Annotated in this window: 17 protein-coding genes; 5 read left to right on the forward strand and 12 right to left on the reverse strand. The window is 65.0% G+C overall.

Going from position 1 to position 25,058, the window contains the following annotated elements; genetic code table 11:
- Positions 1–14: 14 nt before the first annotated feature.
- Together CFB50_RS38205 and CFB50_RS38210 are read left to right on the forward strand one after the other, a co-directional pair.
- On the forward strand, positions 15–422 hold the full coding sequence (locus CFB50_RS38205; RefSeq protein WP_089449508.1) for an Hsp20/alpha crystallin family protein: 408 nt from the start codon (positions 15–17) through the stop codon (positions 420–422).
- Positions 423–630: 208 nt separating this feature from the next.
- Positions 631–1,194 carry an Hsp20/alpha crystallin family protein gene (locus CFB50_RS38210; protein ID WP_069249562.1) on the forward strand — a complete coding sequence of 188 codons (564 nt, stop codon included), beginning with the start codon at positions 631–633 and terminating at the stop codon, positions 1,192–1,194.
- Positions 1,195–1,408: 214 nt separating this feature from the next.
- Here the strand turns inward: CFB50_RS38210 and CFB50_RS38215 are convergent, their stop codons facing one another.
- The 8 genes from CFB50_RS38215 to CFB50_RS38250 all read right to left on the reverse strand — a co-directional run bounded on the left by CFB50_RS38215 (position 1,409) and on the right by CFB50_RS38250 (position 13,024).
- Complete coding sequence (locus tag CFB50_RS38215) at positions 1,409–1,741, reverse strand: hypothetical protein (protein ID WP_144020769.1); 333 nt, start codon at positions 1,739–1,741, stop codon at positions 1,409–1,411.
- Positions 1,742–1,887: 146 nt separating this feature from the next.
- Positions 1,888–2,142: a hypothetical protein gene (locus tag CFB50_RS38220; protein WP_069250263.1), complete on the reverse strand. Its 255-nt coding sequence runs from the start codon at positions 2,140–2,142 to the stop codon at positions 1,888–1,890.
- A gap of 110 nt (positions 2,143–2,252) precedes the next feature.
- On the reverse strand, positions 2,253–3,875 hold the full coding sequence (gene groL, locus CFB50_RS38225; protein ID WP_089449510.1) for a chaperonin GroEL: 1,623 nt from the start codon (positions 3,873–3,875) through the stop codon (positions 2,253–2,255).
- 76 nt (positions 3,876–3,951) lie between these two features.
- Positions 3,952–4,269 carry a co-chaperone GroES gene (locus CFB50_RS38230; RefSeq protein WP_069249565.1) on the reverse strand — a complete coding sequence of 106 codons (318 nt, stop codon included), beginning with the start codon at positions 4,267–4,269 and terminating at the stop codon, positions 3,952–3,954.
- 208 nt (positions 4,270–4,477) lie between these two features.
- Complete coding sequence (locus tag CFB50_RS38235) at positions 4,478–6,808, reverse strand: putative bifunctional diguanylate cyclase/phosphodiesterase (RefSeq protein ID WP_089449511.1); 2,331 nt, start codon at positions 6,806–6,808, stop codon at positions 4,478–4,480.
- A gap of 54 nt (positions 6,809–6,862) precedes the next feature.
- Positions 6,863–8,962 (reverse strand): putative bifunctional diguanylate cyclase/phosphodiesterase, encoded by a 2,100-nt coding sequence (locus CFB50_RS38240; protein WP_256979430.1) that lies wholly within the window; start codon positions 8,960–8,962, stop codon positions 6,863–6,865.
- A 511-nt stretch (positions 8,963–9,473) separates the two neighbouring features.
- Positions 9,474–11,171 carry a M4 family metallopeptidase gene (locus CFB50_RS38245; RefSeq protein WP_089449513.1) on the reverse strand — a complete coding sequence of 566 codons (1,698 nt, stop codon included), beginning with the start codon at positions 11,169–11,171 and terminating at the stop codon, positions 9,474–9,476.
- Positions 11,172–11,809: 638 nt separating this feature from the next.
- Complete coding sequence (locus CFB50_RS38250; protein WP_256979431.1) at positions 11,810–13,024, reverse strand: MFS transporter; 1,215 nt, start codon at positions 13,022–13,024, stop codon at positions 11,810–11,812.
- 509 nt (positions 13,025–13,533) lie between these two features.
- Between CFB50_RS38250 and CFB50_RS38260 the strand changes: the two genes are divergently transcribed.
- Both CFB50_RS38260 and CFB50_RS38265 read left to right on the forward strand, forming a co-directional pair.
- The gene (locus CFB50_RS38260) at positions 13,534–14,628 is read left to right on the forward strand and encodes a hypothetical protein (protein WP_144020770.1); all 1,095 of its coding nucleotides are present in this window, start codon (positions 13,534–13,536) and stop codon (positions 14,626–14,628) included.
- Positions 14,629–14,862: 234 nt separating this feature from the next.
- Positions 14,863–15,393 (forward strand): toxin, encoded by a 531-nt coding sequence (locus CFB50_RS38265; RefSeq protein WP_089449515.1) that lies wholly within the window; start codon positions 14,863–14,865, stop codon positions 15,391–15,393.
- Between the two features lie 23 nt (positions 15,394–15,416).
- Here the strand turns inward: CFB50_RS38265 and CFB50_RS38270 are convergent, their stop codons facing one another.
- From CFB50_RS38270 to CFB50_RS39375, 3 genes are all read right to left on the reverse strand, one after another.
- On the reverse strand, positions 15,417–15,824 hold the full coding sequence (locus CFB50_RS38270) for a VOC family protein (protein ID WP_179254276.1): 408 nt from the start codon (positions 15,822–15,824) through the stop codon (positions 15,417–15,419).
- A gap of 423 nt (positions 15,825–16,247) precedes the next feature.
- The gene (locus tag CFB50_RS38275) at positions 16,248–20,582 is read right to left on the reverse strand and encodes a YadA-like family protein (protein ID WP_089449517.1); all 4,335 of its coding nucleotides are present in this window, start codon (positions 20,580–20,582) and stop codon (positions 16,248–16,250) included.
- A gap of 954 nt (positions 20,583–21,536) precedes the next feature.
- Positions 21,537–21,722: a hypothetical protein gene (locus tag CFB50_RS39375; protein WP_144020771.1), complete on the reverse strand. Its 186-nt coding sequence runs from the start codon at positions 21,720–21,722 to the stop codon at positions 21,537–21,539.
- Between CFB50_RS39375 and CFB50_RS38280 the strand changes: the two genes are divergently transcribed.
- Positions 21,717–22,523: a response regulator transcription factor gene (locus tag CFB50_RS38280; RefSeq protein ID WP_089449577.1), complete on the forward strand. Its 807-nt coding sequence runs from the start codon at positions 21,717–21,719 to the stop codon at positions 22,521–22,523. The two genes, CFB50_RS39375 and CFB50_RS38280, sit on opposite strands and share 6 nt — an antisense overlap.
- Before the next feature lie 21 nt (positions 22,524–22,544).
- Here the strand turns inward: CFB50_RS38280 and CFB50_RS38285 are convergent, their stop codons facing one another.
- A complete protein-coding gene (locus CFB50_RS38285; RefSeq protein WP_089449518.1) occupies positions 22,545–24,743 on the reverse strand; it encodes a TonB-dependent siderophore receptor in 2,199 nt (732 codons plus the stop codon).
- Between the last annotated feature and the right edge of the window lie 315 nt (positions 24,744–25,058).

Below are 25,058 nucleotides of genomic sequence, written 5' to 3' on the forward strand. Positions count from 1 at the left end.
AGAAGGAGCCGATCATGAAAGACACTACCCAACTGGCGGAACGCGACGCGTCCGCCGTTGCGCGTCGCGAAACCGAACAGGCCGTGCGCCGGGGGACGCTCGTGCCGGCCGTCGACGTATACGAGGACAGTCACGGCGTCACGCTGTGGGCCGATTTGCCCGGCGTGACGAAGGACAAGCTGGACGTGAAGGTTCACGACAGCAGCCTCCTGATCGAGGCCGAGGCTGTGGTGCCGACGCCGGCAAATCTGCGGCTTCAGCATGCCGAGGTTCGGGAGCCGCATTTCGCCCGCACGTTTACGCTGTCGGCGGATCTCGACTCGTCGAGGATCGAGGCGAGCCTTCAGGACGGGGTGCTGAAGCTGACCATCCCGCGCCGCGACGAAGCGCGTCCACGACGCATCGAAATCAAGACCGGCTGACGCGTCATGAGCCAAGGCGCAGCACGAGCCCCTCCGTCAACTCAGAACAGGATCAGCGAGGCTTCGCTGCCTGAGTTGACGCAGGCGTATCGGTGAGGACACGCGATCCGGATCCGCACGATCCTCGTGAAACGGATCATGGCGCGCGTGTCCGCACCGGACGGCTACGCCAGGCTCAAAACAGACTGGAGATCAATCGGAGGACGCCATGAATGTCGATCCGAAAAAGTGGAACCCCTTCAAGTTCCTTCGCGGGGCCACCCGCAAGTCCGATGCGGAAGGCCCGGACAGTCCGCCGACAGGCGAGCCGTGGCGTACGTCGTGGCCCGACATTTCGCGACTGTTTTCACGAGAACCATTGCGCGCCATGGAGGAATTCCTTCATGACCCGTTCGCTGGCCACGGCGCGCTCGAACGGTGGTTTGGCGACTTCAGTTCATCGCGCTTCCAGCCGCGCATCGACGTCGTCGATGAAGGCCCGGTGCTGCGCGTGACCGCCGAACTGCCCGGAATGGAGCGCGAAGATCTGAAGGTGAGCGTCGAGGATGGGGCCATCGTGCTGCGCGGAGAGAAAAAGCAAGACGTGAGCAGTGAGGAAAACGGTTGCTACCGGCTGGAGCGCGCCCATGGAAGCTTCGTGCGCACGATCCCGATGCCGGAAAATGCCGACCCTGACCACACCTTGGCAAAGTTTGACAACGGTGTCCTCACGTTGACCGTACCGAAATCGGAGCCGGCCAGATCCACCAGTCGCACGATCGATATCGGCTGAGCTGGTTTCCCGTGCCCGCCGGTTTCGGCTTCCGGGTGCATGCGTTTGTCATGCGAAGTCTTGATGCGGATGGCCCGAATACCTGGCCACGCCGCTTTCAGGAAACGCTTCGTTGAGGTGCTGCCGCACGCGGAATCACGCAGAACGCGCCTGCTATCAGGACGGCTCATGTTGCGCCGACGGGCGACGAACGCAATGAATCCACGGATGGCGGTCAGCCAGCCGATGTGGACGGGTCGTCACGGAAACGCTCGAGGCCGGAAACGCTCGACGCATATCGCACTGCGTCGTGCTTCGAGCCTGACGCGATCTCGCACCAGAATTCCTGATGACGGGCACCGAGACGGCGGGCCGCCTCATGACGGTGAAAGTGACTGGCGAGCCAGAACCGACAGCCATCAAAGAAGACCTTCATTGCCGGTCGTGCCGCGCGCATTGAGCCACATCGGACAGCGACCATCGCCTCCTCCAGCGCTTCGCTGCTGAATTGGCCGAGGCCGGCAAGCCCTGCGTCAATCGAGAGCTGCAAGAACTTCAGGTAGTCCAAACCGAGCACGCCGGCGGGAATCCTTGGCGGCGAACCGACGGGCGAGCGGCGATTGCCTGGCATCGACGCGACCAAATCAGAAGGATAACTTATGGATGCAAACGCGCATCATGCCCCGCCTGCCGATTGAAACCGGCCAGGCCGATTCAGTCGCCCGCCATCAGATAGCGAATCACGAGTGCCGGATCGGCGATATCCAGGATCAGTCGGCGAAGAATACGTCGGCGCATGTGGTCCGCGTCGAGGCTCCAGGGCGCCCCCTTCTCGTTGAGATAACGGGTGATGGCGTCCCGGTGATCGGCGTTTTCCGGCAAATCGAGCCGAACGGCCAGCAGTCCTGCCACGACGTCGTCAAGCTCGATGTCGAGCGGTTTGGAGTCAATGCAAAGTTCGAGTTTCATGTCGATCATCGGCAAAAAGGGGCGCCGCATGATGAGGGGCAGCCTGCGGCGCCAAACGACTCGCACCGGCCGCGACTGTTGGCCGGCGCGTACACGACCCGCTGCCGGGGTCAGTGCTCGAACTCAGGTGCGGCCGACTGCACCGGTTTTGGGTCTTTCGGCGCTTCGGCTACCGTTGCGTCTGTCGTCAGGATGAGCCCGGCAATCGATGCGGCGTTCTGCAATGCCGTGCGCGTGACCTTGGTCGGATCGACCACACCTGCCTCGACAAGATCGCCGTATTCACCGGTGGCCGCGTTGTAGCCAAAGTTGCCCTTGCCTTCGAGCACTTTCGCAACGACGACCGAAGGTTCATCCCCGGCATTCGCGGCGATCACGCGCAGCGGTGCTTCGAGCGCGCGCAGCACGATACGAATGCCCGCGTCCTGGTCGCCGTTGGCGCCTTTCAGGCTCGTCGCCGTGGCACGCGCGCGCAGAAGCGCCACGCCGCCACCCGGTACGATGCCCTCCTCGACCGCCGCGCGTGTCGCATGCAGCGCATCGTCGACGCGATCCTTTTTCTCCTTCATTTCGACTTCGGTGGCCGCCCCGACCTTGATGACGGCCACCCCTCCGGCAAGCTTCGCCACGCGTTCCTGAAGCTTCTCGCGATCGTAGTCGCTCGTGGCTTCCTCGATCTGCGCGCGGATGGACTTCACGCGCGCCGCGATGTGCTGCTCGTCGCCCGCGCCGTCGATGATGATCGTGTCGTCCTTTCGAACCTCGACGCGCTTCGCGCCGCCGAGATCCTCGAGCGTGGCCTTCTGCAGTTGCTTGCCGGTTTCTTCCGAGATGACGGTTGCGCCGGTGAGGGTGGCGATGTCTTCCAGCATGGCCTTGCGCCGGTCACCAAAGCCGGGCGCCTTGACGGCCACGACTTTGAGGATGCCTCGCATCGCGTTGACCACGAGCGTGGCCAGCGCTTCGCCATCGACGTCCTCGGCAACGATCAGCAGCGGCTTGCCTGCCTTGGAGGCCGCCTCGAGGATCGGCAGCAGATCCCGGACGTTCGAAATCTTCTTGTCGTGCAACAGGATCAGCGCGTCGTCCAGATACGCCGCCTGCTTTTCCGGATCGTTGATGAAGTAGGGGCTGACGTAGCCGCGATCGAACTGCATCCCTTCGACGACATCCAGCTCGTTCTCGAGGGACTTGCCATCCTCGACCGTGATGACCCCTTCCTTGCCGACTTTCTCCATGGCATCCGCGATGATTTTGCCGATCGCCTCGTCGGAGTTGGCCGAGATCGAGCCCACCTGCGCGATTTCCCGGTTCGTGGAAATCGGCTTGGACAGTTTGCGCAGTTCATCGAGCACCGCGGCCACGGCCTTGTCGATGCCGCGCTTGAGGTCCATCGGATTCATGCCGGCGGCAACGTGCTTCATGCCTTCCTGCACGATCGCCTGCGCGAGCACGGTGGCCGTGGTGGTGCCGTCGCCGGCCACGTCGGCGGTCTTCGATGCGACCTGCTTGACGATCTGCGCGCCCATGTTTTCGAAGCGGTCCTTCAGCTCGATTTCCTTCGCGACCGACACGCCGTCCTTCGTGATGGTGGGTGCGCCGAAGCTGCGCTCGATCACCACGTTGCGACCTTTCGGCCCGAGCGTGACTTTCACGGCATCGGCAAGCACGTTCATGCCCTCGACGACACGGGCGCGGGCGCTGTCGTGGAATTTGACGTCTTTTGCACTCATCTTGTTACTCTGGATAGAAGTCGTTGATTCGATGTATCGCGAACGCCTGGTGGGTGTTCGCGATCTGCCCGGGATCTCAGGCGGCCTTGCGGGACGCGCCAGTATCGGCCTCGAGGACGCCCATGACGTCTTCTTCGCGCATGACGAGGAGTTCCTCGCCATCGACCTTGACGGTCTGGCCCGCGTATTTGCCGAAGAGAACCTGGTCACCGACTTTCAACTGGAGCGCGCGAAGCGTTCCATCCTGCAGCAGCCGACCATTGCCGACCGCGACGACTTCACCCTGCTCGGGCTTTTCCGCGGCCGAATCGGGAATCACGATGCCCGAGGCCGTCGTCCGCTGCGTCTCGATTCGCTTGACGATAACCCGGTCGTAGAGGGGACGAATCTGCATTCTCATCTCCTGAGCGATTGAAGGTTCGAAAAAGGAATCCGCCTGCCAGGCATGGCGACGCAAGCGTCGCGGCCGGGCAGCCGTACCACTGTCTGGCGGAAAGCGAAATAGAGGTGCTCGTCGCGCACTTCAAGGGGAGCGAAATGGGCTATATGTAACAAATTGTTTCAGGCTGCCAAGACGATGGCCTTGGCCGTCTCGCCGCCGCTCACGCCTGCCTGGCCGTGGCCCGCGCCGCCAGCGCGGCCCGCTCGATCCAGCGGATGGCCGGCGCATCCTGCTCGCCCGGCGCGGGCTTGCCGATCAGGAAGCCCTGCACCTCGCGGCAGCCCGCATCCGTGATGCACGCCAGCTGCTCCTCCGTCTCGACGCCTTCCGCAACGGTCGTCACGCCGAGACGCTTGCCCAGATCGGCCACCGTGCGCACGACGGCCGCGCAGTCCGGACGCGTGACCGCATCGCGCACGAAGCTGCCGTCGATCTTGATCTTGTCGAACGGGAACGCACGCAGATGCGCGAGCGACGAGAAGCCCGTGCCGAAGTCGTCGAGGGCAACGCGCACGCCCATCGAACGCAGCGCGCGCAGGTCCGCGATGGCCTTGCCCTCGTCGTGCAGCAGCGCGGTTTCCGTCACTTCGATTTCCAGCCGGTCGGGTGCGAGGCCCGCGCCGGCCAGCGCCGCCGCGAAGGTCGGCGCGATCGTGCCGTGGCCGAGCTGCCCCGCCGACACGTTGACGGCGACGCGTGCGCCGTCGGGCCAGCGCGCCGCCTCCCGGCAGGCCTGCTCGAGCACGAAGCGGCCGAGCCGGTCGATCAGGCCGCCGCGCTCGGCCACCGGAATGAAGTGGCCCGGCGAAATCCAGCCGGCGCGCGGGTGATGCCAGCGCAGCAGCGCCTCGCGCGTCGTGATCTGGCGGGTGAGGACATCGACGATCGGCTGGTAGAACACGTACAGCCCCTGGTTCTCGTCCAGCGCGACGCGCAGCTTCGATTCGAGCGCGACCCGCTCCTGCGCGCTCGTTTCCATGTCCGGCGAGAACATCCGGTAGGTGCCCTTCCCGGCTTTCTTGGCCGCATAGAGCGCCATATCCGCGCGTGACAGCAGCGCGCCGGCGTCGTTGCCGTGATGCGGCGCCAGCACGCAGCCGATCGACGCACCGATGCGGAACGGCCGGTCGGGCGACGGCGCATAGGGCGCGACGAGCGTGTCGACGAGCCGCGCGGCCGCGCCCATCGCGCCGTCCGCGTCGGTGTCGCGCAGCAGCACCGCGAATTCGTCGCCGCCGATGCGCCCGAGCATCATCCCCGGCTCGGGGCACTGCCCGCGCAGGCGTTCCGCGACCTGGCGCAGCACCGCGTCGCCGGCCGAATGCCCGCACGCGTCGTTGATCAGCTTGAAGCCGTCGAGGTCGATGAAGAGCAGCGCGATCACCTTGTCCGAGCGGCGCAGGCTCGCGTCGAATTCGGCCAGGAAGGTTGCGCGGTTCGGCAGGCCGGTGAGCGAGTCGTGATGCGCGAGCTGGTGAATTCGCGCCTCCGCCTCGGCCTGCTGCGTGACGATCGACCACGACAGCATCGGGCCGATGTAGCGCCCCTGGGCATCGCGCACGGCCGAGACCTGGAAGTCGAGCACTTCCGACCCGAGCGGAATGCGGGCGCGATGCGGCAGGTTCGCCGGATCGGCGAGCAGGCGGCGCTGGTGCTGCGGGTGCGGATGAAAGAAGTCGATCGACGCGCCGAGCGCGTCGTCCGCGCGGATCGGCAGCAGGTGCTCGATCGAGCGCAGCAGGTTGCGCGACGTCGCGTTCAGGTAGTTGATGCGGAACGTCTCGGGGTCGGCCGTCATCACGGCCACCGGCATGTCGTCGATCATCCGCATCAGCCGCGTCTGCGCCTGCTCGCGCAGACGCGATTCGGCCTGCGCATCGACGGTGCGCAGGAAGCCCCGGTAGTTGACGGAGATGACGGCGATCAGCGCCGCCGACACGAAGGCCATGTTGACCGCGGTGGCGACGAGTGTCGGCTGGCGCGTCGAGAGGAAGAACGCGATGAACGCGACGTTGACGATCAAGGCCACGCTCAGCGCGGCCGTACGCAGGTACATCAGGCTGAAGACGCAGCCGATCACCGTGATCGCCATGTAGAACGCGACCTGGGCCTTTTGCCACGCATCGCCGTACGGGAACAGCAGCAGCGCCCAGGTAGTGAACGTCACCGCGACCGGGATCACCAGCCAGTTCGTGACCGTGAGCGCGCGCATCACGGTGTCCGGCGTCGGCTCCAGCAGCCGGGTGCGGTGCCAGTGCAGCAGCCGCGCGAGCGCCGCGAGCGTCATCGCGGCCGGCATCGCGACCGACAGCCACCACGGCGTGCTGCCGAGGTGCGTGACGGCGAGGCTCCAGGTGCTCGAGATGAGGATCAGGTACGACACCGGGATCTGGCCGGCGAATACCCGGTATTGCGCCGCGAGCAGGTCCGGGTTCCGGGCCGGCGCCGCGATGCTTGCCAGTCTTGCCATCCGTGCGTAGAGGATTTTCATGTGAGCGTGCCGGCGGCAACCCGGGGACGGGCTGCCGTGTCCGGCGTCGAAGGGTTACCCGCGCGGGCCCGGGTCGAGATCGGCCTCGACGGCCGATTCGGACGCAGGAACCGCCGTGCGGACGCGGTTGCCGCCGGTCAGCGCAATCTGCCCGCTGCCGACGATCTCGTTGAGGGGGGCAGGCCGGCCGAGCAGGAAGCCCTGCGCTTCGTCGCAGCCTTCGTCGGCCAGCAGCGCAAGCTGGTCGTGCGTCTCGATGCCTTCGGCCAGGATCGGAATGCCCAGGCTCTTGCCGAGCGCGAGCACGGCGCGGATGATCGCGCGATCCTGCGGTTTCGCTTCCGCGTCCGCGACGAACGACTGGTCGAGCTTGATGCGGTCGAACGGGAACGAGCGCAGCGTGTCGAGCGACGAATAGCCGGTCCCGAAATCGTCGAGCGCGATGCTCACGCCCAGCGCCTTGATCTGCCGCAGCGTGTCCAGCGCGCGCTCGCGGCTGGCGAAGATCGTCGATTCGGTCAGCTCCAGCTGCAGGCGCGACGCCGGCAGGCGGGTTTCTTCGAGCACGTTCGCCACGAGCGCCGTCAGGTCCGCGTGCATGAACTGCACGGCCGATACGTTCACCGCGACCGCGTAGGGCGGCTCCCACGTGGCCGCCCGTGCGCAGGCCTCGCGCAGCACCCATGCGCCGATGTCCAGGATCACGCCGTTTTCCTCGGCGAGCGGAATGAACTCGGCGGGCGGAATCGTGCCGAGCGTCGCGTGCTGCCAGCGCAGCAGCGCCTCGTAGCCGCGGATCTCGCCGGTCGCGAGCGACGTCTGCACCTGGTAGTGGACGCTCAGCTGGTTGTCGGCCACCGCGCGGCGCAGGTCGGCCGCGAGGCTGCGGCGCGCGCGGACGATCAGGTCCATCGCCGGCCCGTAGAAGCAGATCGATTGCGCGATGCTGCCCTTGGCGCGGTACATCGCGAGGTCCGCGTTGTTGATGAGGACGGCCTTGGTGGCGGCGTCGTCCGGGTAGATGGCGACGCCGAAGCTCGCGCCCGGCACGACCTCGTAGTCGTCCAGCCTGACCGGCTTGTAGAGCGCCGGCTCGAGCCGTTCGAGCAGATCCATCAGGCGCGTGTCGTCATCCATCCGGCAGAGCGCCGCGAATTCATCGCCGCCGATGCGGGCGACGAACTCGCCTTCGCGCAGCAGGTTCGTCATGCGGCGCGCGAGGATGCGCAGCACCTCGTCGCCGGCATGGTGGCCGCGCAGGTCGTTGATTTCCTTGAAGCGGTTCAGGTCGATGCCGATCAGCGCGAGCTTCGTGCGTTGTTCTTGCGCAAGTGCGATTTCGAGGTCGAGCCGCTCGTTGAAGCTGGCCCGGTTGGGCAGGCCGGTCAGCATGTCGCTCAGCGCCAGCCGGCGCAGGTGTTCGAGCGATTCGGCCCGTACGTTGCTGTCGATCACGTAGCTCACGAGCCCCGTGCAGACGATCACGAGCGACGTGCCCGCGACCGCCAGCGCCAGCGGACGCAGCTCGCCCACGTCGGTCCAGTTGCCGTCGAGCATCAGCGGCGTGATGCGCAGCGCGGACATCCCGGTGAAATGCAACGCGAGGATCGCGAGCGACAGCACGCCGGCCATCTGGTTGACGGCGTGCGCCGACGGCCGCATCGCCAGATGCAGCGCGAGCGCGGCGAGCGTCATCGCCAGGACCACCGACGCGATCAGGTAGCCGACGTCCCACGACACGATCCCCTCGACCCGCCACGCGAGCATGCCGGTGTAGTGCATCAGCACGATCGCCACGCCGACGATCGCGCCGCCGAGCGCGGGCGCGATCTTGACGATGCGACAGGTCGTCAGCGCGAAGCCGATCGTACTGCCGCCGACCGCGATGAACAGCGACACGAGCGTGAGCGGCAGGTTGAAGTGCACGGGCGCGCTGGCGTTGAAGCCGAGCATCGCGATGAAGTGCGTGCACCAGATCGCCACGCCGGCCGAAATCGCCGTCAGCACCTGCCAGCCGAGCCGCTGCGTGCCGGAGGTGTTCACCGTGCGCTGGAACAGGCGCGCGGTGACCCACGAGCCGCCTCCGCACAACAGTGCGGCAAGCAACACCAGCCAGTGATTGTGCCGATGAACGATGCACCCGAAAACTGTCACCAAACCTTTCTTCCCCTATCCGTCGCATGGGCCGATGCCATTCCCGATCGACGCGGCGGGACAATGCCGCTTCGATCAGGCGCGCCTTCGAGATATCGGCATGCGATGAATAAACTGAACGCCGCGCGACCGGGCGCAAACGATTGCCCGGCAGATATTTTTTTGGGAAAAAGTGCCGGAACGGGGCGGGATGGGGGGAGCGGAGGTTCGGACGAGGGCTGGCCGGTCTAACGCGTGACGAAGGCAACGAGAAATGCGGCGTGAATCCGCGGAGGTTCACCGTCAGGTGAATAGCACGACAGGAGGCGAATCGAGGCGAGATCAGCGAGACAAGTTGCGGGTGGAATGAAAACGGGAATCTGGAAATCGACCGCCTGCAATCGCAGGCGGTCGATCAACCTCTGCCCTCTATTTACCTGGGCATCGCGTGGCTTCGACCGGTTCGCCCTGCTCCGAAGCGAAGCATCCGCCACGCGATCCTCGGGCATTCAACGCACTCACACAGGCGCCATCAATTCACCCCGACCGCACTCCACGCGCGAGCGACCGCTGCGCTTTCGGCCGAGTTCGCGCCATACAGGTCGTTCGCCGCCTGGATCGATGCACGACGCGCGTTCGGGTAGCTGGAGTTCGCGTTCAGATACACGGTCAGCGTCCGGTACCAGATCTTGCCGGCCTTCTCGCGACCCACGCCGCTGAAGGTCGTGTCGCCGTTGCAGACCAGCTGCGCCTTCGTCAGGCCGGTATCGGTCGACGGCACCGTCGGGCCTTCCGCGAGCAGGTAGAACAGGCGGTTGCCGACGCCCGACGTGAAATGCGGATCGTGGCGCGGATTCGACCACGAGAATCCACCGGACGGGTAACAGCTGAACGACCGGCCGTCGAGATCCTGCTTGTACATCTTGCGCAGGCCGCCGCTCACCACGCGCGCACCGATCACGTAGTTGCCGGGATCGTTCGGGTTGTTGGCGTAGTACTTCACGAGCGTGCCGAAAATGTCGGACGTCGACTCGTTCAGGCCGCCCGCGTCGCCCGAGTAGTTCAGATTGGCCGTGGCCTCGGTCACGCCGTGACTCATCTCGTGTCCGGCGACATCGACCGACACGACGGGTTTCGGCAGGCTGGTGCCGGGTTGGCCGTCTCCATACACCATCACGTGCGAATCGAGCCATGCCGCATTCGCGCCGGTCGTGCCGCTGCCCGTGTTGAACACCACGTGTGCATAGCTCTTCACGCCGCGGCCGTCATTGAAGATGCCGTTGCGGTTGTGCGTCGTCTTGTAGTAGTCCCAAGTCAGCGCGAGACCATAGTCGATGTCGGCGGCGACGGTCTGCCGGTCGGTGGTCGTATTGTTGCCCCACACGTTCGTGCTGCTCGTGAAGATCGGCAGGTCGGTCGCCCGCTCGACGTCGTCCGAGGTCAGCCCGCGGCCGTCGTAAACCGAGCCTGAGCCGCGGCTCGGATCGAGCATCCGGTACGCGTTCGTGCCCGTCTGGTCCGTGGTGAGCGTCAGGTTGCCGTAGTACAACGAACGGCCGGTGCCGGTCGCGGCGGCCGTCTTGATCAGGTCCTGTGCGTCGAGCACGGTGCCGGTGCGCGCATCGACGTAGTACAGCACCGCGTCGCCATGCACATCGGTCGCCTTGCCGTAGACGCGCACCGCGTAGGCCAGCGTCGGCGTGACGTCGCGTGCGAACACGACGAGTTCCGCGTCATCGACGCGGCGCACGTCCGAGTTGAAACGCGCGGCTGCGATGCGCTTGACTCGGGCGGCGCCGATGTCGGGTGCGTTGCGTACGACCGCGCGGTCGCCCACCTTGCCGATCGTGCCGGCGAGATTGATCGGCGCGAGCTGGGTCACGCTCGCCTGCTTCAACTGCCCTTTGCTCGAATGCACGACCACGTCGCCGCCGATCACGGGTAGGCCCGCGTAGAAGCGGTCGAAACGCACGTGCTCGGTGCCGTCGGGGTCGACGATCACGTCGCGCACCTGGAACTGATCGCCGTCCGCCGGCGCGCTCGCCTGCGGCCCTGCGAACTTCAACGTGCGTGCTGCGCCGCCGGCTGCGAGACTGAAGGCGGAAGGGTTCTGCTGGATCAGTTGCAGTGCCTTGTCGACCGTAGCCGACTGGTCGCCGGCCTGGGCAAAAGCACTGAGACTCGCGACGGTAATCGCGGAGATGGACAGCAGACGAGACAGTTTCTTCATGTAATCCCCCGGCTTATAAGTGGGTGATGTTCGAGGAATGCATCAAGTACAGACTTTGATGTAAGACATGTCACGAACCGCAGAGGGATGCTAGAAGGTCATCTTTATAATTACAAGATATTTTCCAACAGTTTAATTTTTTCTGTCACCGGTGTTAATCGAGTCATGATTTGGTGAGAAATTTGAAATGATCTCGTCGGCCGCGATGGCGGGATCGACAAGGTTGCATCGGTGGAATGTGCCCGAGAGCCCGGTGCTGTCTGGGAAAGGCCGCACGTGGCGCGGGTTGATGAGGACGGGCGAGGTGAAGCCGGGGATAACGCGCCAGACACTAGTTGCTTTATTAAATATTTATTTTGATTGTTGCCATTGCCGGCGCGCCAATGAAACTTTTAATGGTCTTCGATTCTCGTTTTTGACGGTTACGCCTTTGAATTCGTAGTGAAAGCCTGCCGAGCGACGCACTAGATAATGCTTTCTACGAATCCTTCCGCTTGAGCAGCGTGGCGAAATCTATCGCATGTGCATGTCACACTTTCTCTTGCGTCGGAAGGCTCACGCTCAGCCAGAGGTTGCGCACGCGGTTGTTTCCAGCGGAGACACAGGTGGCCGATGAACCCTCCGTCGACGTCCGCTGCCTAGCCGGCCCTTACCTTGAACCGCACCACCAGCCACGTCAGCGCGCCCAGCACGAACACGGCGAGCGTCCACGTGCCGCCATGGTGCTGCAGCACCGCGGCCGTCGCCGCGATGCCCGCCAATCCTTGCTGCAGGAAGCCGCACAAGGCCATCGCATGCGCGCCATGTTCGTGCGCATCGCTGACGGCGGTCGCCATGCTGTTCGGAAACAGCACCGCCTGGCCGAAAATCGCGAGGCAATACAGCGCGATGAAGATCCACAGGCCGCTGAAATGAGCCAGCAGGCCGCGGAGCCACGACGCCAGCATCAATGTGGTTGCGAGCGCAACCAGCGCGGCGCCGGCATGCATCAGCCGCACGCCGCCGAGCCGCTTCACGAGGCGATTGACCAGCATCGCGCCGCTGAAATAGGCGACACCGAGCAACAGGCCGATACCGCCGAAGCTCGTCACGGCCAGCCTGAAATGTTCCTGGAACACGAACGGACTCACTTCCTGCAAGGTCACGGTCGTCGCGAACCCCAACCCGCCCGCGCAAGCCGGCCAAAGGAAGCCCGGGCGCCGCAACAGGATCCGGTAAGTGCCGGCCATGCCCGACGTGACCGCGGTGCGGCTTCCCGCCTTCAACGGCAACGCAACCGACAGGCCGATCGCCAGCGCGGCGATGACGGCCATCAGCACGAAACCCGTTTGCCAATGACTGTACCGGCCGATCAGCCCGCCGACGAACTGGCCGCCGCCCAGTGCGGTGATGAAGGCGATCGACAACACGGAGAGGCGTCGCGCCAGTTCGTCGCCGCGCCAGTTGTCGCGGACGATGATTCTGGCGATGATCGCCGCACCGCCGCCCCCGATGCCCTGGAGGGCGCGCAACGCGAGCAGCGCCGGTGCGACCGTGCAGATGGCGAGCAGCAGGCTGCTGGCAACGAACAGCAGCAGCGAGATCAGCAACGGGCCACGCCTGCCCCAGCGTTCCGCGGCAGCGCCCCAGAACGGTACCGGCAATGCCGCGCCGATCACATACGCGGAAATGGAGAATTCGGCGCCGCCTTGCGTCATCGTCAATTCGCGCATGACGACAGGCAGTGACGGCAGGTAGACCGTCGTCGCCATTTGCACCATGAATACGACCAGACACGCCAGCGCCATCAGGGATGCAGTCGACGCGGCCGGTTCGCACGGTGTGCCGGCGGCAAGAACGGGTTTGTCGCTCATGCCGGCACCCGATTCGCTCGAGATGCGGGCCTGGCCGTTACCCATCCGTGCACACATGATGGGTTGCCGTCGCGGGTGCTACGCACATGCATGCAGTCCCGCAACCCGGGTTCGGTCACCATCGTTTCTCTCTCTTGATCTTGTCGGGGTTGGCCGCCGCGGTGTGCGGCAGGATTGTTGTGGTTGGTCGTACAAAGGCGCAGGCAGCGAACAGCCGACGTCGATGTCACATTCAAATGGCCATTGCGGGACAGCGAGACTACCCGGCCCGGACACATCTGCTCGCCCCCCGATACAGGCGCTGCCGGCACGCCGCGCCGCGTAATCACGTGTAATCGATTCTGGAAAAAACCGGTCCTATATTGGCGTCACTCTTTCGCCATGCGCCTGACTTCGGGCGGGTCGAACAGAGCCAATCAAGCGCCGGGCGTCGTTCGATCAATCTCGAGACTGACGGGGAAGAATTCAACGCTCCCGTGCGTACCGTTCGAATGAATCAGGAGAGCATCATGCCAGACATCTTCATCTGGAAGCCCAATGAAAACCAGACATACAGCACGGCGGGTACGAATGAGGTGAGCGCCCCTTCCTTTGACAAGGAAGCCGGCAAATCCTTCTCGATGATCGCTCCCGCCGGAACGTTGACGCTGCTGTCCCGGCAGTCGTCGGTATGGGGCGGAAGTTTCGACAACGACATCCTGCCCGTTGAAATCGATCTTCGTAGCGGTGCCCTCGTGATGCGCGGAATCTCCGGCGATGCGCGCGGCGTCGATTTCACGATGGGCCCGTATCCGCACAAGCTCATCGGTCACCCGTTCGTCAACTTCAGGATCGTCGACGCCGCGTTCGAGGCCAGCCGTTTCGATACGGTGAATGCGGGCGGCCTGGTCCCGCCGTTGCTCGGCATGTATATCGACCTTCTCCTCGATCTGGAACTGGCCGGCGCCAGCCGCTATGACATCTCCTGCCGGTTGTACGCCAGCACCAAGAAGCTGCGTGTCCAGGGCCAGTCCGCGGTGAATGTCCGTGCCGAAGAGATCGTGCTGACATTCAGCGAGTATGCCGTTCTGCCGGCGGCGCTGCCCCGGGTTCCGGGCAACGATTACTCGCTGCACATGGAATCGACGGGCGGCAAGATGGAGATCGCCGAATCGCGTCTCGCGTTCGGAAAGCGTGCGAAGAGCGCGATGACGAGCAAGCAGATTACGTTGCGCAAAAGCGTGCGGGTCTGGGCTCAGGACGATGCAAATGCGAAGTTCGTTACCGACGCGGTCGAGTTTTACGACAGTGCGTCGACGGCAACGTTTTCCATCTCGCACAACGCCAACGTGGAATTCGATACGTATTCCGGCGGAAAACCTTTCGATTTCCTGGGCAACAAGACGTATCCCCAAGGGTTGTTCAACTTCCAGTCGACACCTGAGTCCAAGGCGACGGGCAAGTTCACCTTCTACGGCGCCGGCAGCGCGTTCGACCAGTCGGCGATGCTGCACAAGCAGGTCATCGCCATCGACGGAGTACCGCAGTCGAACGACCAGCAACTCCGCTTCGAGTACGTTCGCGTCGGCAACACGCAGAACATGGTGGTGTCGCTCAAGAAGTGACCGGAAGGGTTCCGTCTTCAGCCTGCGTGTGACGGGTCCGAGCAACAGCCCGTCAGGCTGATTCGGCGTTGACCAGGCTGCCCCTCCAATGCAGATGGGTTGGCGGAGCAAGCCTGGGCATCGCGAATATTCAACGATGAACCGCGGCATTCGAGGCGCTGCTTCCTGCCTTCCTACATGAGGCACGCATGAGGCACAATACGCAGCTTCAAAAATTCAGCCGCGGTCAAACCCATGCGCTTCATCGTCGTTGGAACCAGCGGAGCGGGGAAATCCACTTTTGCCAGCGCACTGGCGGCGGCAGCCGGCTGCCCATACATCGAGCTGGATCGACTCTACTGGGGCCCCGACTGGACAGCCGTGCCGCCGGCACAGTTCGAGAACGCCGTGCTGGCCGCGACCGCCGGTGATCGCTGGGTCGCCGACGGGAACTACAGCGCCGTGCGCGACGTGCTCTGGTCGAGAGCCACGCACGTGGTCTGGCTCAACTTCGGGCGCCGGACAGTATTCTCTCGGGTGCTCTGGCGCACGTTGAGCCGCGGGCTCATGCGCACCGAGCTTTCGCACGGCAACCGCGAATCGCTGCGGATGGCGTTCTCCCGAGAGTCGGTGCTGCTGTGGTCGTACACCACGTTCGCCAGGAATCGCATCAAGTTCGCCGCCCTGCGGGACGACCCGGCATTCGCGCATCTGCACTGGACGGAAATCACGCGGCCTTCGCACACCCGCGCGGTGATCGACAGGCTGGCCCGCGCCGGCGGTTGAGCGCGGCGCAACGCTCACCTGCGTCAGTTGTCGAACGTGCCTTGATATGCCGGCGCGGCATCCGCGCGCGTGTTCAGTTCGAACATCACGCCGCCCGGTGCGCGGCAGAAGAAACGCGAACCGCGCCCGTTGTTGAAGACCTCCGTCACCATCTCGACGCCCTCTTCCGTCAAGCGCTCGAACAACGTGCGAACGTCATCGAGGCTCGGCAGTTCGAACCCGACGTGGAAATTGGTCGGCCATGCCGGCCTGTCGTCACTGACGTGATCGATCACCACGTCGAAGCCCGGGCGCTTGAGGATCCAGGATTGTTCCCAGCTTCCCGCGATCGTGAAACCGAGGTGCCGCTCGAAGAATCGGGCCGTCGCCCGTGTGTCGGCCGACGGAAAGCTCAGGTGGTTGAGCTTCATGGTTTGCGTAATGGCAGTCATTGCGAGTCCCTGTCATGCGTGGATCGGCGGAGGCCCCATGCCGTTCCGCCCGACGCATTCAGAATACGAGCCGGCGCTCACATTCGGCAATTCGCATGAGTCGCACGTCCGGACAGCCCGCGAACCCGCGTGAAACCGTGGGCCGGGGCGCCGTTGCGATCGCCGTGGATCGCGCTATTCGCATTCGGCCGGGATGGGCCCGAACACCCTCGTTTCGCTGTGTTTGCCGCGTAAGACCCAGTCGCAAGGCAAGCGGCATGGACTGCCGGACGCGCTCGGCGCAGCCCTGTCGCGCTGCGTGACGCATCAAGCATCGATGGCCCGAGGGTGGCAAACCCACCCCGGGCCACGGATTTCCCGCCAGTGCCGGACATCACAACCGCTGCCCGACACCACCGGTCAATCGATGCTGTGCGGACGACGTCAGAACTGGTAACCCGCGCCCACGACCGCGCCGAAGTCCGAACGCGCGTTGCCCGTCACCGACGCCTTGACGACCCAGCGGTTGCTTTCCGTCACGTACGAGTACCCGGCGGCGAAACCCTGCTGGCCGTGATAGTTCGACGTCGCCGCCGAGACCATCGAGCGGCCCGCGCCCGTCGGTTGCGGCAGGCCGGCCACGGCCATTGCCGATGCCACGCCGCCGTACATGTCCTTCTTCAGGTCGTTGAACGAGTTGTACACCTGGCCGATGCGCTGGTCGGTATAGCCCTTCGCCTGATTCGACGCGGCCGACAGGTTGTCGTTCAGTTGCTGCACGTTCACCGCGTCGGTCGGCGCCGTGCCGGCCGCGACGTTCGTGACCTGGCGCTCGCTGCCCTTCGCGCCGACCGAGAACGAATTGTCGCGATCGGCGACGGAGCCCTGGCCGACCGCCACCGCGTTCTTGCCGGTTGCGGTTGCCGTCGACCCGATCGAACCCGCGTCGGCGCGCGCGATCCACGTGGTGTTCGCATCGGTTGCCAGCGCGCGGATCTGGTCGTTGGCCGCCACGTTCTTCAATGCATTGTTGAACTGGCCCATGTTGACCGCGTCGTTGTCCTTCACGCCCGCCGCGACACCGGTCAGCACACGGTCGCCCGACGTGCCGGAGAAGTTCACGCTGGACCCGCCGGTGTCCTTCCCGACCGTGATCGCGCCGTTCAGATCCTGCTGCTGCACGAGGCCGGCCTTGCCGTTCGCGATGTTGGTCACGTTCCCCTGCAGGTTCGTGATGTCGGTCGTGTTCTTCGCGACCTGCTGGTTGGTCGCGTAGAGCTGCGAGCCGTTCACCGCGTCCGTGCTGGTTGCGCTGAGCGTCCCGGCCTGCACGTTGGTAATGCGCGTGCCGCCGGCGCCGCCGAGGGTGATCGAGCTCTTCGAGCTGTCGTCGTACTGCACCGCAAGCGCGCCGAGCTGGTTGAGACTCGACTGCACGCCCTTCAGCTGCTTCACGTTCACTGCGTCCGTATCGTCGGTGCCCGCGGCGACGTTCTTCAGCACGACGGCCGCATTCGTGTCGCCGCCGATCAGCGATACCGAATTCAGTCGGTTGCCGTTCGTGTCGACATCGTACTTGACGACGTTCTTCACGGCCTCGCCCGCCTGGTTGGACACCTGCGTGATCTGCTGTTCGAGCGACGACTTCACGCCCGACAACTGGCCGCCGTTCACCGCGTCCGTGCTGCCCGCGGCGATGTTGCCGTCGGCCACGTTCGTCAGCTTCGTCGGTGCGCCGCCGCGCGCCGCATTGTAGGCGCCGGCCTTCGGGTCGAACTGGAGCGCGTCCTGCTGCAGCCCGGCGATCGCGGCCGTGTTGCCGGCGATGTTCGTTTCGGCGTTGCCGATGCGCGTTTCGTGATTCTCGAGCGTCGTCGTGTTGCTGCCGACACGGCCGTCGAGGTTCGTGAGCGCGTCGCCGACGTTGTTGAACGAACCGCCGCCGACTTTATAGGCCGGCGCGCTGATCGAACCGTCCGGATTCGCCGTTGCACCGCCGCCCAGCGCGGCTGCCGTGCCGTCGGTCGCGCGGCGCAGTTGCGCGCCGTTCACCGCATCCGTGCTGCCGGCCGCGACGTTGCCTTCCGCGACGTTGGTCACGCGCACCGGGCTCCCGCCGTTACCCGCGCCGAGCGAGACCTGCTTCTTGCTCGCGTCGTCGTACTTCACCGCGAGCGCATCGAGCTGGCTCGTGCCGTCCTGAATCGCCGCGTTCAACTGGTCGACGTTGACCGCGTCCGTTCCGTTCTTGCCCGCCGCGACGTTGCCGATGCGTTGCGGGCCGTTGCCGCCGTGGCTCGCGTCGTAGGTGCCGAGGGTCGCGTTCCACTGGAGTGCGTCCTGCTGGAGCGCGGCGATGTTGCCCGTGTTTGTCGTCACCTGGTTGCCGAGCGTCGTCACGTTGTTGCTGACGGTCGTGATCGACTGATTCAGCGTGTCGGTGGCCTTGCCGAGCTGGCCGACGTTCACGGCGTCGCTCGCGGCAAGGCCGTCCGCCACGTTGTGCAGGCCGACCGGCGACTGCGCGCCCTTGCCGCCGAGCGTCACGCCGCTGTGCGCGTCATCGTCGTACTGCACCGCGTTCTTCGTCGCGTTGCCGATCTGGTTGTTGATCGACGTGCTCAGGTTGCCGAGCGTCGTGCTGAGGTTGTTCGTCACGCTCGTGCTGAGCGACGACAGGCCGCCGTTCAGTTGCCCGACGTTCACTGCATCGGTGTTCGCGACACCCGCCGCGACGTTGTGCAGCGTCGTGCCGTTCGTGCCGGCGAACGTCACCGAGTCGAAGCCGCTCTGGCCGTCGTACTTCACGTTGCGTGCATCGGCCGCCTGCAGGTTGCCGATATTGGTCGTTGCCGTGCTCAGCGACGCATTGATGCTGGTGACGTTGCCCTGCAGGTTCGTGATGTTCGACGCCGCCGTCGAGATGGACGATTGCAGCGGCGCGATGCTGCCCGTCAGCTGGCCAACGTTGACCGCGTCGGTGTTGGCGACACCGGCCGCGACGTTGCCGATGCGTTGCGGGCCGTTGCCGCCGTGGCTCGCATCGTACGCGCCAAGGTTCGTGTTCCACAGAAGCGCGTCCTGCTGGAGCGCCGCGATGTTACCCGTATTCGTGGTCACCTGGTTACCGACGTTCGTAATCGACTGGTTCAGCGTGTCGGTGGCCTTGCCGAGCTGGCCGACGTTCACGGCGTCGCTCGCGGCAATACCGTCCGCCACGTTGTGCAGGCCGACCGGCGACTGCGCGCCCTTGCCGCCGAGCGTCACGCCGCTGTGCGCGTCATCGTCGTACTGCACCGCGTTCTTCGTCGCGTTGCCGATCTGGTTGTTGATCGACGTGCTCAGGTTGCCGAGCGTCGTGCTGAGGTTGTTCGTCACGCTCGTGCTGAGCGACGACAGGCCGCCGTTCAGCTGACCGACGTTGACTGCGTCCGTATTCGCGACACCGGCTGCGACGTTGTGCAGCGTCGTGCCGTTCGTGCCGGCGAACGTCACCGAATCGAAGCCGCTCTGGCCGTCATACTTCACGTTGCGTGCATCGGCTGCCTGCAGGTTGCTGATATTGGTGGTCGCCGTGCTCAGCGACGTGTTGATGCCGGTGACGCTGGTCTGCAGGTTCGTGATGTTCGACGCCGCCGTCGAAATGGACGTCTGCAGCGGCGCGACGCTGCCCTTCAACTGACCGACGTTGACCGCATCGGTGTCGGCGACACCCGCCGCGACGCCGCTGATCGTCGTGCCGTTGCTGCCGTCGAGCGCAATCGCCGCATGCGAATCGTCGGTGTATTTCACGACGTTCTGCGTCGCCGTCACGATGCTGGTGCTGAGGCTGTTGCCCACGCTGGTCACGCGCTGGTCGACGTTCGAGATCGTGGTCGACAGCGAATTGCCGACCGACGTCACGCGCGCGTCGACCGTGGCGATGCTCGTGCTGAGCGTGCCGTTCACGTTCTTCAGCTGCTGGACGTTGACGGCGTCCGTATCGGCCGCGCCTGCCGCGACGTTCTTGAGCTGACGCTCTTTGCCGATTGCGCCGAACGACACCGCGCCGCCAACCGGCGCGGCCGTGCCGCCGAACACCGGTGTGCCGCCATTGTTCGCACCGGTGCTGCCCGAACCGATCGCCACCTGGTTGTTGTCGTTCGTCTGCGCGCCTGCGCCGATCGCCACGGATTGCGTGCCGCCGGCGCGCGTCTGGGTGGCCGCGTCATACGACGCGCCGGCCGACACGCCGTCGCTCGACGTCGGGTTGGCGCCGCCGATCGCAACCGAGCGATCGCCGCTGGCGAGCGCCGAGTGGCCCAGCGCGATCGAGCTCGTGCCGTGCGCATCGGCGACGTTGCCGAGCGCCATCGAGAAATCGCCGACCGCGGCCGACTGGCGGCCGATGGCGAGCGCCGTGTTGCCTTGCGCGACGGCTACCGTGCCGATGGCCGTGGCAGAGTTCGCCAGCGACTGCGCGCCGACGCCGATCGCGATCGCGCCGCCGCTGCTGGTGCCGCCATTGCTGCTTGCATTCGACTGGTCGCCGATCGCGATCCCGCTGGTGCCTGCCTTGGCATTCGTGCCCATCTTGACGTTTGCGGTGCTCACTGCCACGTAACTCCCGCTCTTGGTCGCGACGCAAAGCGGGTTCGTCCCGTCGATGCACTGACCGGTCAGTGCGTTGTCCGGGTTGCCGCGGTCGACGAAATTGTCCGCATGCGCGGCGCCCGAGATCAGGACACCTGCACCCGTGAACATGGCGGCGGCAAGCGCCGAAATCTGCTTTCTCTTCATGGTCTTCTGCTCCGTTTTGTAGCGTTTGGTTTGAATACGGACTACTTACTTTCTGTTGAAGACTTCAGCTGCGATTGCGATTACGACTTCAGTGCGGAACCCGATTCCCGTGCCCAGATCGAGCGTGCCGCAGGCGACACGCATCGTCCGCCCGTGGCGACGGGACGTTCGAAAGCGCGGGCACGCCGTTCGTGTGACGGCCCGTTCCGTTAATTCATTCAGTGCATTAGGAATGCATATCGTTTTATATGGGCGAATTCGCCCAGCGACTGAATCCGGAGATTCAACCCGCCGTTATGGACACCCCTGATTTGATGCCGCGCTGACCGCGACCAACCCCGCTTCTTTTATTTCATCCACGGCAACCGGATTTGCGCTTGCGCGCAACGGACCTGCGCCCGGATTCACATCAATTGATGCCTCGGACCCGAATCGCACAACGTCCGTCACAATCCGCCGTGTCTTGCGCTGCTCGGTGCGACCCTGCATTCAAGACCGGACGAATTATGAGACACGATTTAAAATTATTGAAGCCGACATTCTTTATAGATTGTAAAATTCAATATATTCAATGAGTTGCGATAAAATCGCGTATCTCGCAAACGATTTCTCTCCACCAGAATTAATTGGGATGTTTTGTCGAGCGGACAGAATCTTTGCTGAGGCGGATTAAAGGAAAATTCCTCAAAAAGTTTTTTCAAAAAAAACCGCGGAACTGCGCGACTGCATGTGGCGGTGCAAAAGAAAATGGCGGAAATGGACAGGCATCAGCGTTCCGCACGGCAAACTCGAATCAAAATACACGATGAAGCATCCGAAAAGCGGTATGAAGCAGATAGAGTCAATGTGTCTGGCAAGAATTGAAATATGCCCCTACAATTCGGCTCGCATCGAGACCGGCGGGCGCGCACTTTTCAGCGCGCGACGACGGCAACGCTCCGCGCCTTTACCGAATCAGTGATCAAAACCGGCCATGCCGGGCATTACGCCGACCGGTTGTCCGTCGTGTCGTGGGGCGAAATCCGAATATCGATGCGCTTGTACGTCGCCATCGAGCAGCTTCCGACGATTGATCCGAACCGGGCCGGCCACCCGCAGGAACGCAGCCAGCAGCCATTCCAGAACAGGTGCACGATGCATCCATCGATCTCCGCATTGGGCGACGCCCATATCCTGATCGTCGACGATCAGCCCGACCAGCTTCGCTTGCTGATCGACATCCTGCGCGGCACAGGGTGCCGGATCAGCATTGCATCCGACGGGCTGCAGGCGTGCCAGCGCGCGCAGGCGCTCATGCCCGACCTGATCCTGATGGATGTCCGCATGCCGCGCATGGACGGTTTCACCGCGTGCCGGCTGCTTGCCGCCGATCCGCTGACGTGCACGATTCCGGTGATTTTCCTGACCGTGGCCGGCGCCCTGCACGAACGCCTCGAGGGGTTCGAAATCGGCTGCGTCGACTATGTGGTGAAGCCGTTCGAGCCCGCGGAAGTGCTCGCGCGGATTCGCGTGCAGCTCGCGCGGGAGAAGCGCGAGCAGTCCGTCGACATGGAAAGCCCGTTCGCGGCCGGCAAGGACGACGACATCATCGTGCGCGCGGCCATCCGCCACCTGGCACGGACGCTGAACGATCCGCCGACGGTGGAGCAGCTGGCCCGCGCGGTCGGCACGCACGAAAAGCGGCTGTCACGTGCGTTTCGCGACAATCTCGGCCAGACGGTGTTCGAGTATCTGCGGCACGAGCGGCTGCGGATCGCGCAGGATCTGCTGGATTCGACGTCGCTCAGCATTGCCAGCATTGCGAAGGAAATCGGCTTTTCCACGCCGGCGAATTTCGCGACCGCATTCCGCGAACGTTTCGGCCTCACGCCGACCGAGTGGCGGCGCCAGCGCGACGCCGGCGAGCGCGCCGCGCGCCGGGAGCCGCAACGCGACGCGTAGGCCCGTTCCGCGCGTTCGCGATCACCAGTTGTATTTCGCGGTGGCCAGCACGGTCCGCTCGTTGCCGAACACGCAGACTGTATACGACGTGCAGCCGCTGACATAACGCCGGTCGAACAGGTTCGCGACGTTCAGCGCGAATCGCCAGTGCGGCATCTCGTAGTGCAGCGCCAGGTCATACAGCGTCACGCTCGGCACGGTCAGCGAGTTGTCGGGCGCGCCGGCCGACGCGCTCTGGTACCGCACGCCGCCGCCGAGCCCGAGGCCCGACAGCGCGCCCGTGCGCCAGGTCCAGTCGGCCCACATCGACGCCATCTGCCGCGGCAGCGGCACGGCCACGGGCCAGTGGTTCAACGACGCGTCGTTCGCCTGCACGTTCTTGACGTCCTGATACACATACGACGCGACGACCGACAACTCGCGGGTGACCTTGCCGACCGCGCTCAGCTCGATCCCGCGCGAGCGCACCTTGCCGGTCTGCACCGACGTCGTGCCGGTCGGGTCGAGACTCACCGGTGTTGGCGTCGCGACGTTGGTCTGGTCGATCTGGTAGACGGCCGCGCTCAGCAGCAGGTTCTTGCCGGGCGGCTGCCAGCGCAGCCCGGCTTCCGTCTGCTTGCCCCGCGTCGGTGCAGGCAAGCCGCCGCCATACATCCTGATGCCGATGACGGGATCGAACGACGTCGAATAGCTCACGTACGGCGACAGCCCGGCGTCGCCCTGATAGGTGAGCCCGACGCGCCCGGAGAACGCACTGACGTCCTGCTGCGCCTGCGTGCCGGCCGTCCGGTCGTCGAACCGCGCATCGACGAAATCCTCGCGGCCGCCGAGCGTCAGCGTCCAGCGCTGCCAGCGGATCTGGTCCTGCGCGTACACGCCGAACGTGTTCATCGCCGTGTACTGGTCGACGTGGCCGAGCGACGTCGGGCCGGAGAAGATCGCGGCCGTGACGGGCCGGTAGACGGGGTGATACAGGTTGAGCGACGGCGCGAGCGCCAGCCACACGCTGTTGGTCGTCGTCTGCCGGTCATATTGCGCGCCGAGCAGCAGCGTATGCTCGAGCGGCCCCGTGCCGAAGCGCGCCTGCGCGTGGTTGTCGATGTCCAGCCGGCTGTAGTTGAGCTGGAACAGCCCCGCGAAACGCATCATGTTGGTGGTGCTGCGCGGCACGAAGCCGTTGCCGAACACCGTCGCGTCGTCGAGCGACAGGTGCGACCAGCGCACGTCCTGGTGCAGCGACCAGATCGCGTTCACGCGGTGCTCGAGCGCGTAGCCGAGTGACCACTGCTTCTTCCGGTAGTCGTTGAACCCGGGAGCGCCCATGTAGATGTCCTGCGACAGCCGGCCGTTCGGGTTCGGCAATACGGTGCCCGACGCGGGCAGGAAGTTCGACGAAATGTCGCTGCTGTCCTGCAGGAACGTCGCCGAGAGCGTCAGTGACGTATCGGCGGTCGGCCGCCATCGGAACGACGGCGCCAGCGCGACGCGCCGGTCGCCGTTCGGGCCGGTGACCGCGTTGCCGTCGCGCGCCACGCCGACGAAGCGGTACGCATAGCGGCCGTCCGGGTCGAGCGCATCGCCGACATCGAGCATGAATTGCTTGCGCGCGTCGTTGCCGATCTGCACGCCGGCTTCGCGGACGCGCTCGCCGTCGGCGAGCTTCGTGTGCGCATCGACGATCGCGCCGGGTTCGCCCGCGCCGTACAGCACCGAGGTCGGCCCGCGCAGCACGGCGATCGAGTCGATCGTGTACGGGTCGACGCGCCAGTTCGCGATCACGGCCGTATTCGGCGCGGCCACGCCGTCGACGTACAGCGTCGGCGTGAAGCCGCGCAGCGCCGCATACCAGTCGGTGCGGCTGTCGGCGCCGAACGTGGCAAATCCCGGCACGTAGCGCAGCGCCTGGTTCAGGTCGGTCGCGCCGGTCATCTCGATCTGCTGCGCGGTCACGAGATTGACCGTTTGCGGGATCTCGGCCACCGGCGTGTCGGTCTTCGTGCCGGCCGTGGTGCGCAGCCCGACGAGCCCGCTCGACGCGCCGTCGGCCTTCCCGGTCACGTCGATCGTCGGCAGCACGGCCGCCGCCGCGCCGGCCGGCGCCGTGGCTGCCGCACCTGATGCCTGCGCGTGCGCGCCGCCCGCGGCCGCCACATACAACGCGCTCCCGGCAGCGATCGCCCTCGCGCGTCGCGCCGCACCCGTCCCCCTCCCCGTTACCATCGTTCCTTGCTCCGTCGTGCTGGTGGCCGATTCGGCCCGATCGCGGCGCGACGCACCGTCGGCGTCCGCCCTGCGTTGTCTTCTTTGCGATGCGGTTTGCGCGCGAGTCGGCATGCACTGGCCCATGGCGTCGGTCGCGAGCGCAGCGATGATACCGGGGGAACATGGCGCAGTCTCGAAAAAAAAAGTGCGTCATCGGCCGGCGCGTGGAAGACGGGGACGGCCCGGCGTCGATCCAGCCGGCTGGCGCCGGGCAAGGCGGATGAAAGACGGGGACGCTAGACTGCGTGCGCCACGGGAAGCGTTCGCGGGCTG

This window comes from Burkholderia sp. AU33423, assembly GCF_002223135.1.
Classification (GTDB): Bacteria; Pseudomonadota; Gammaproteobacteria; order Burkholderiales; family Burkholderiaceae; genus Burkholderia; species Burkholderia lata_D.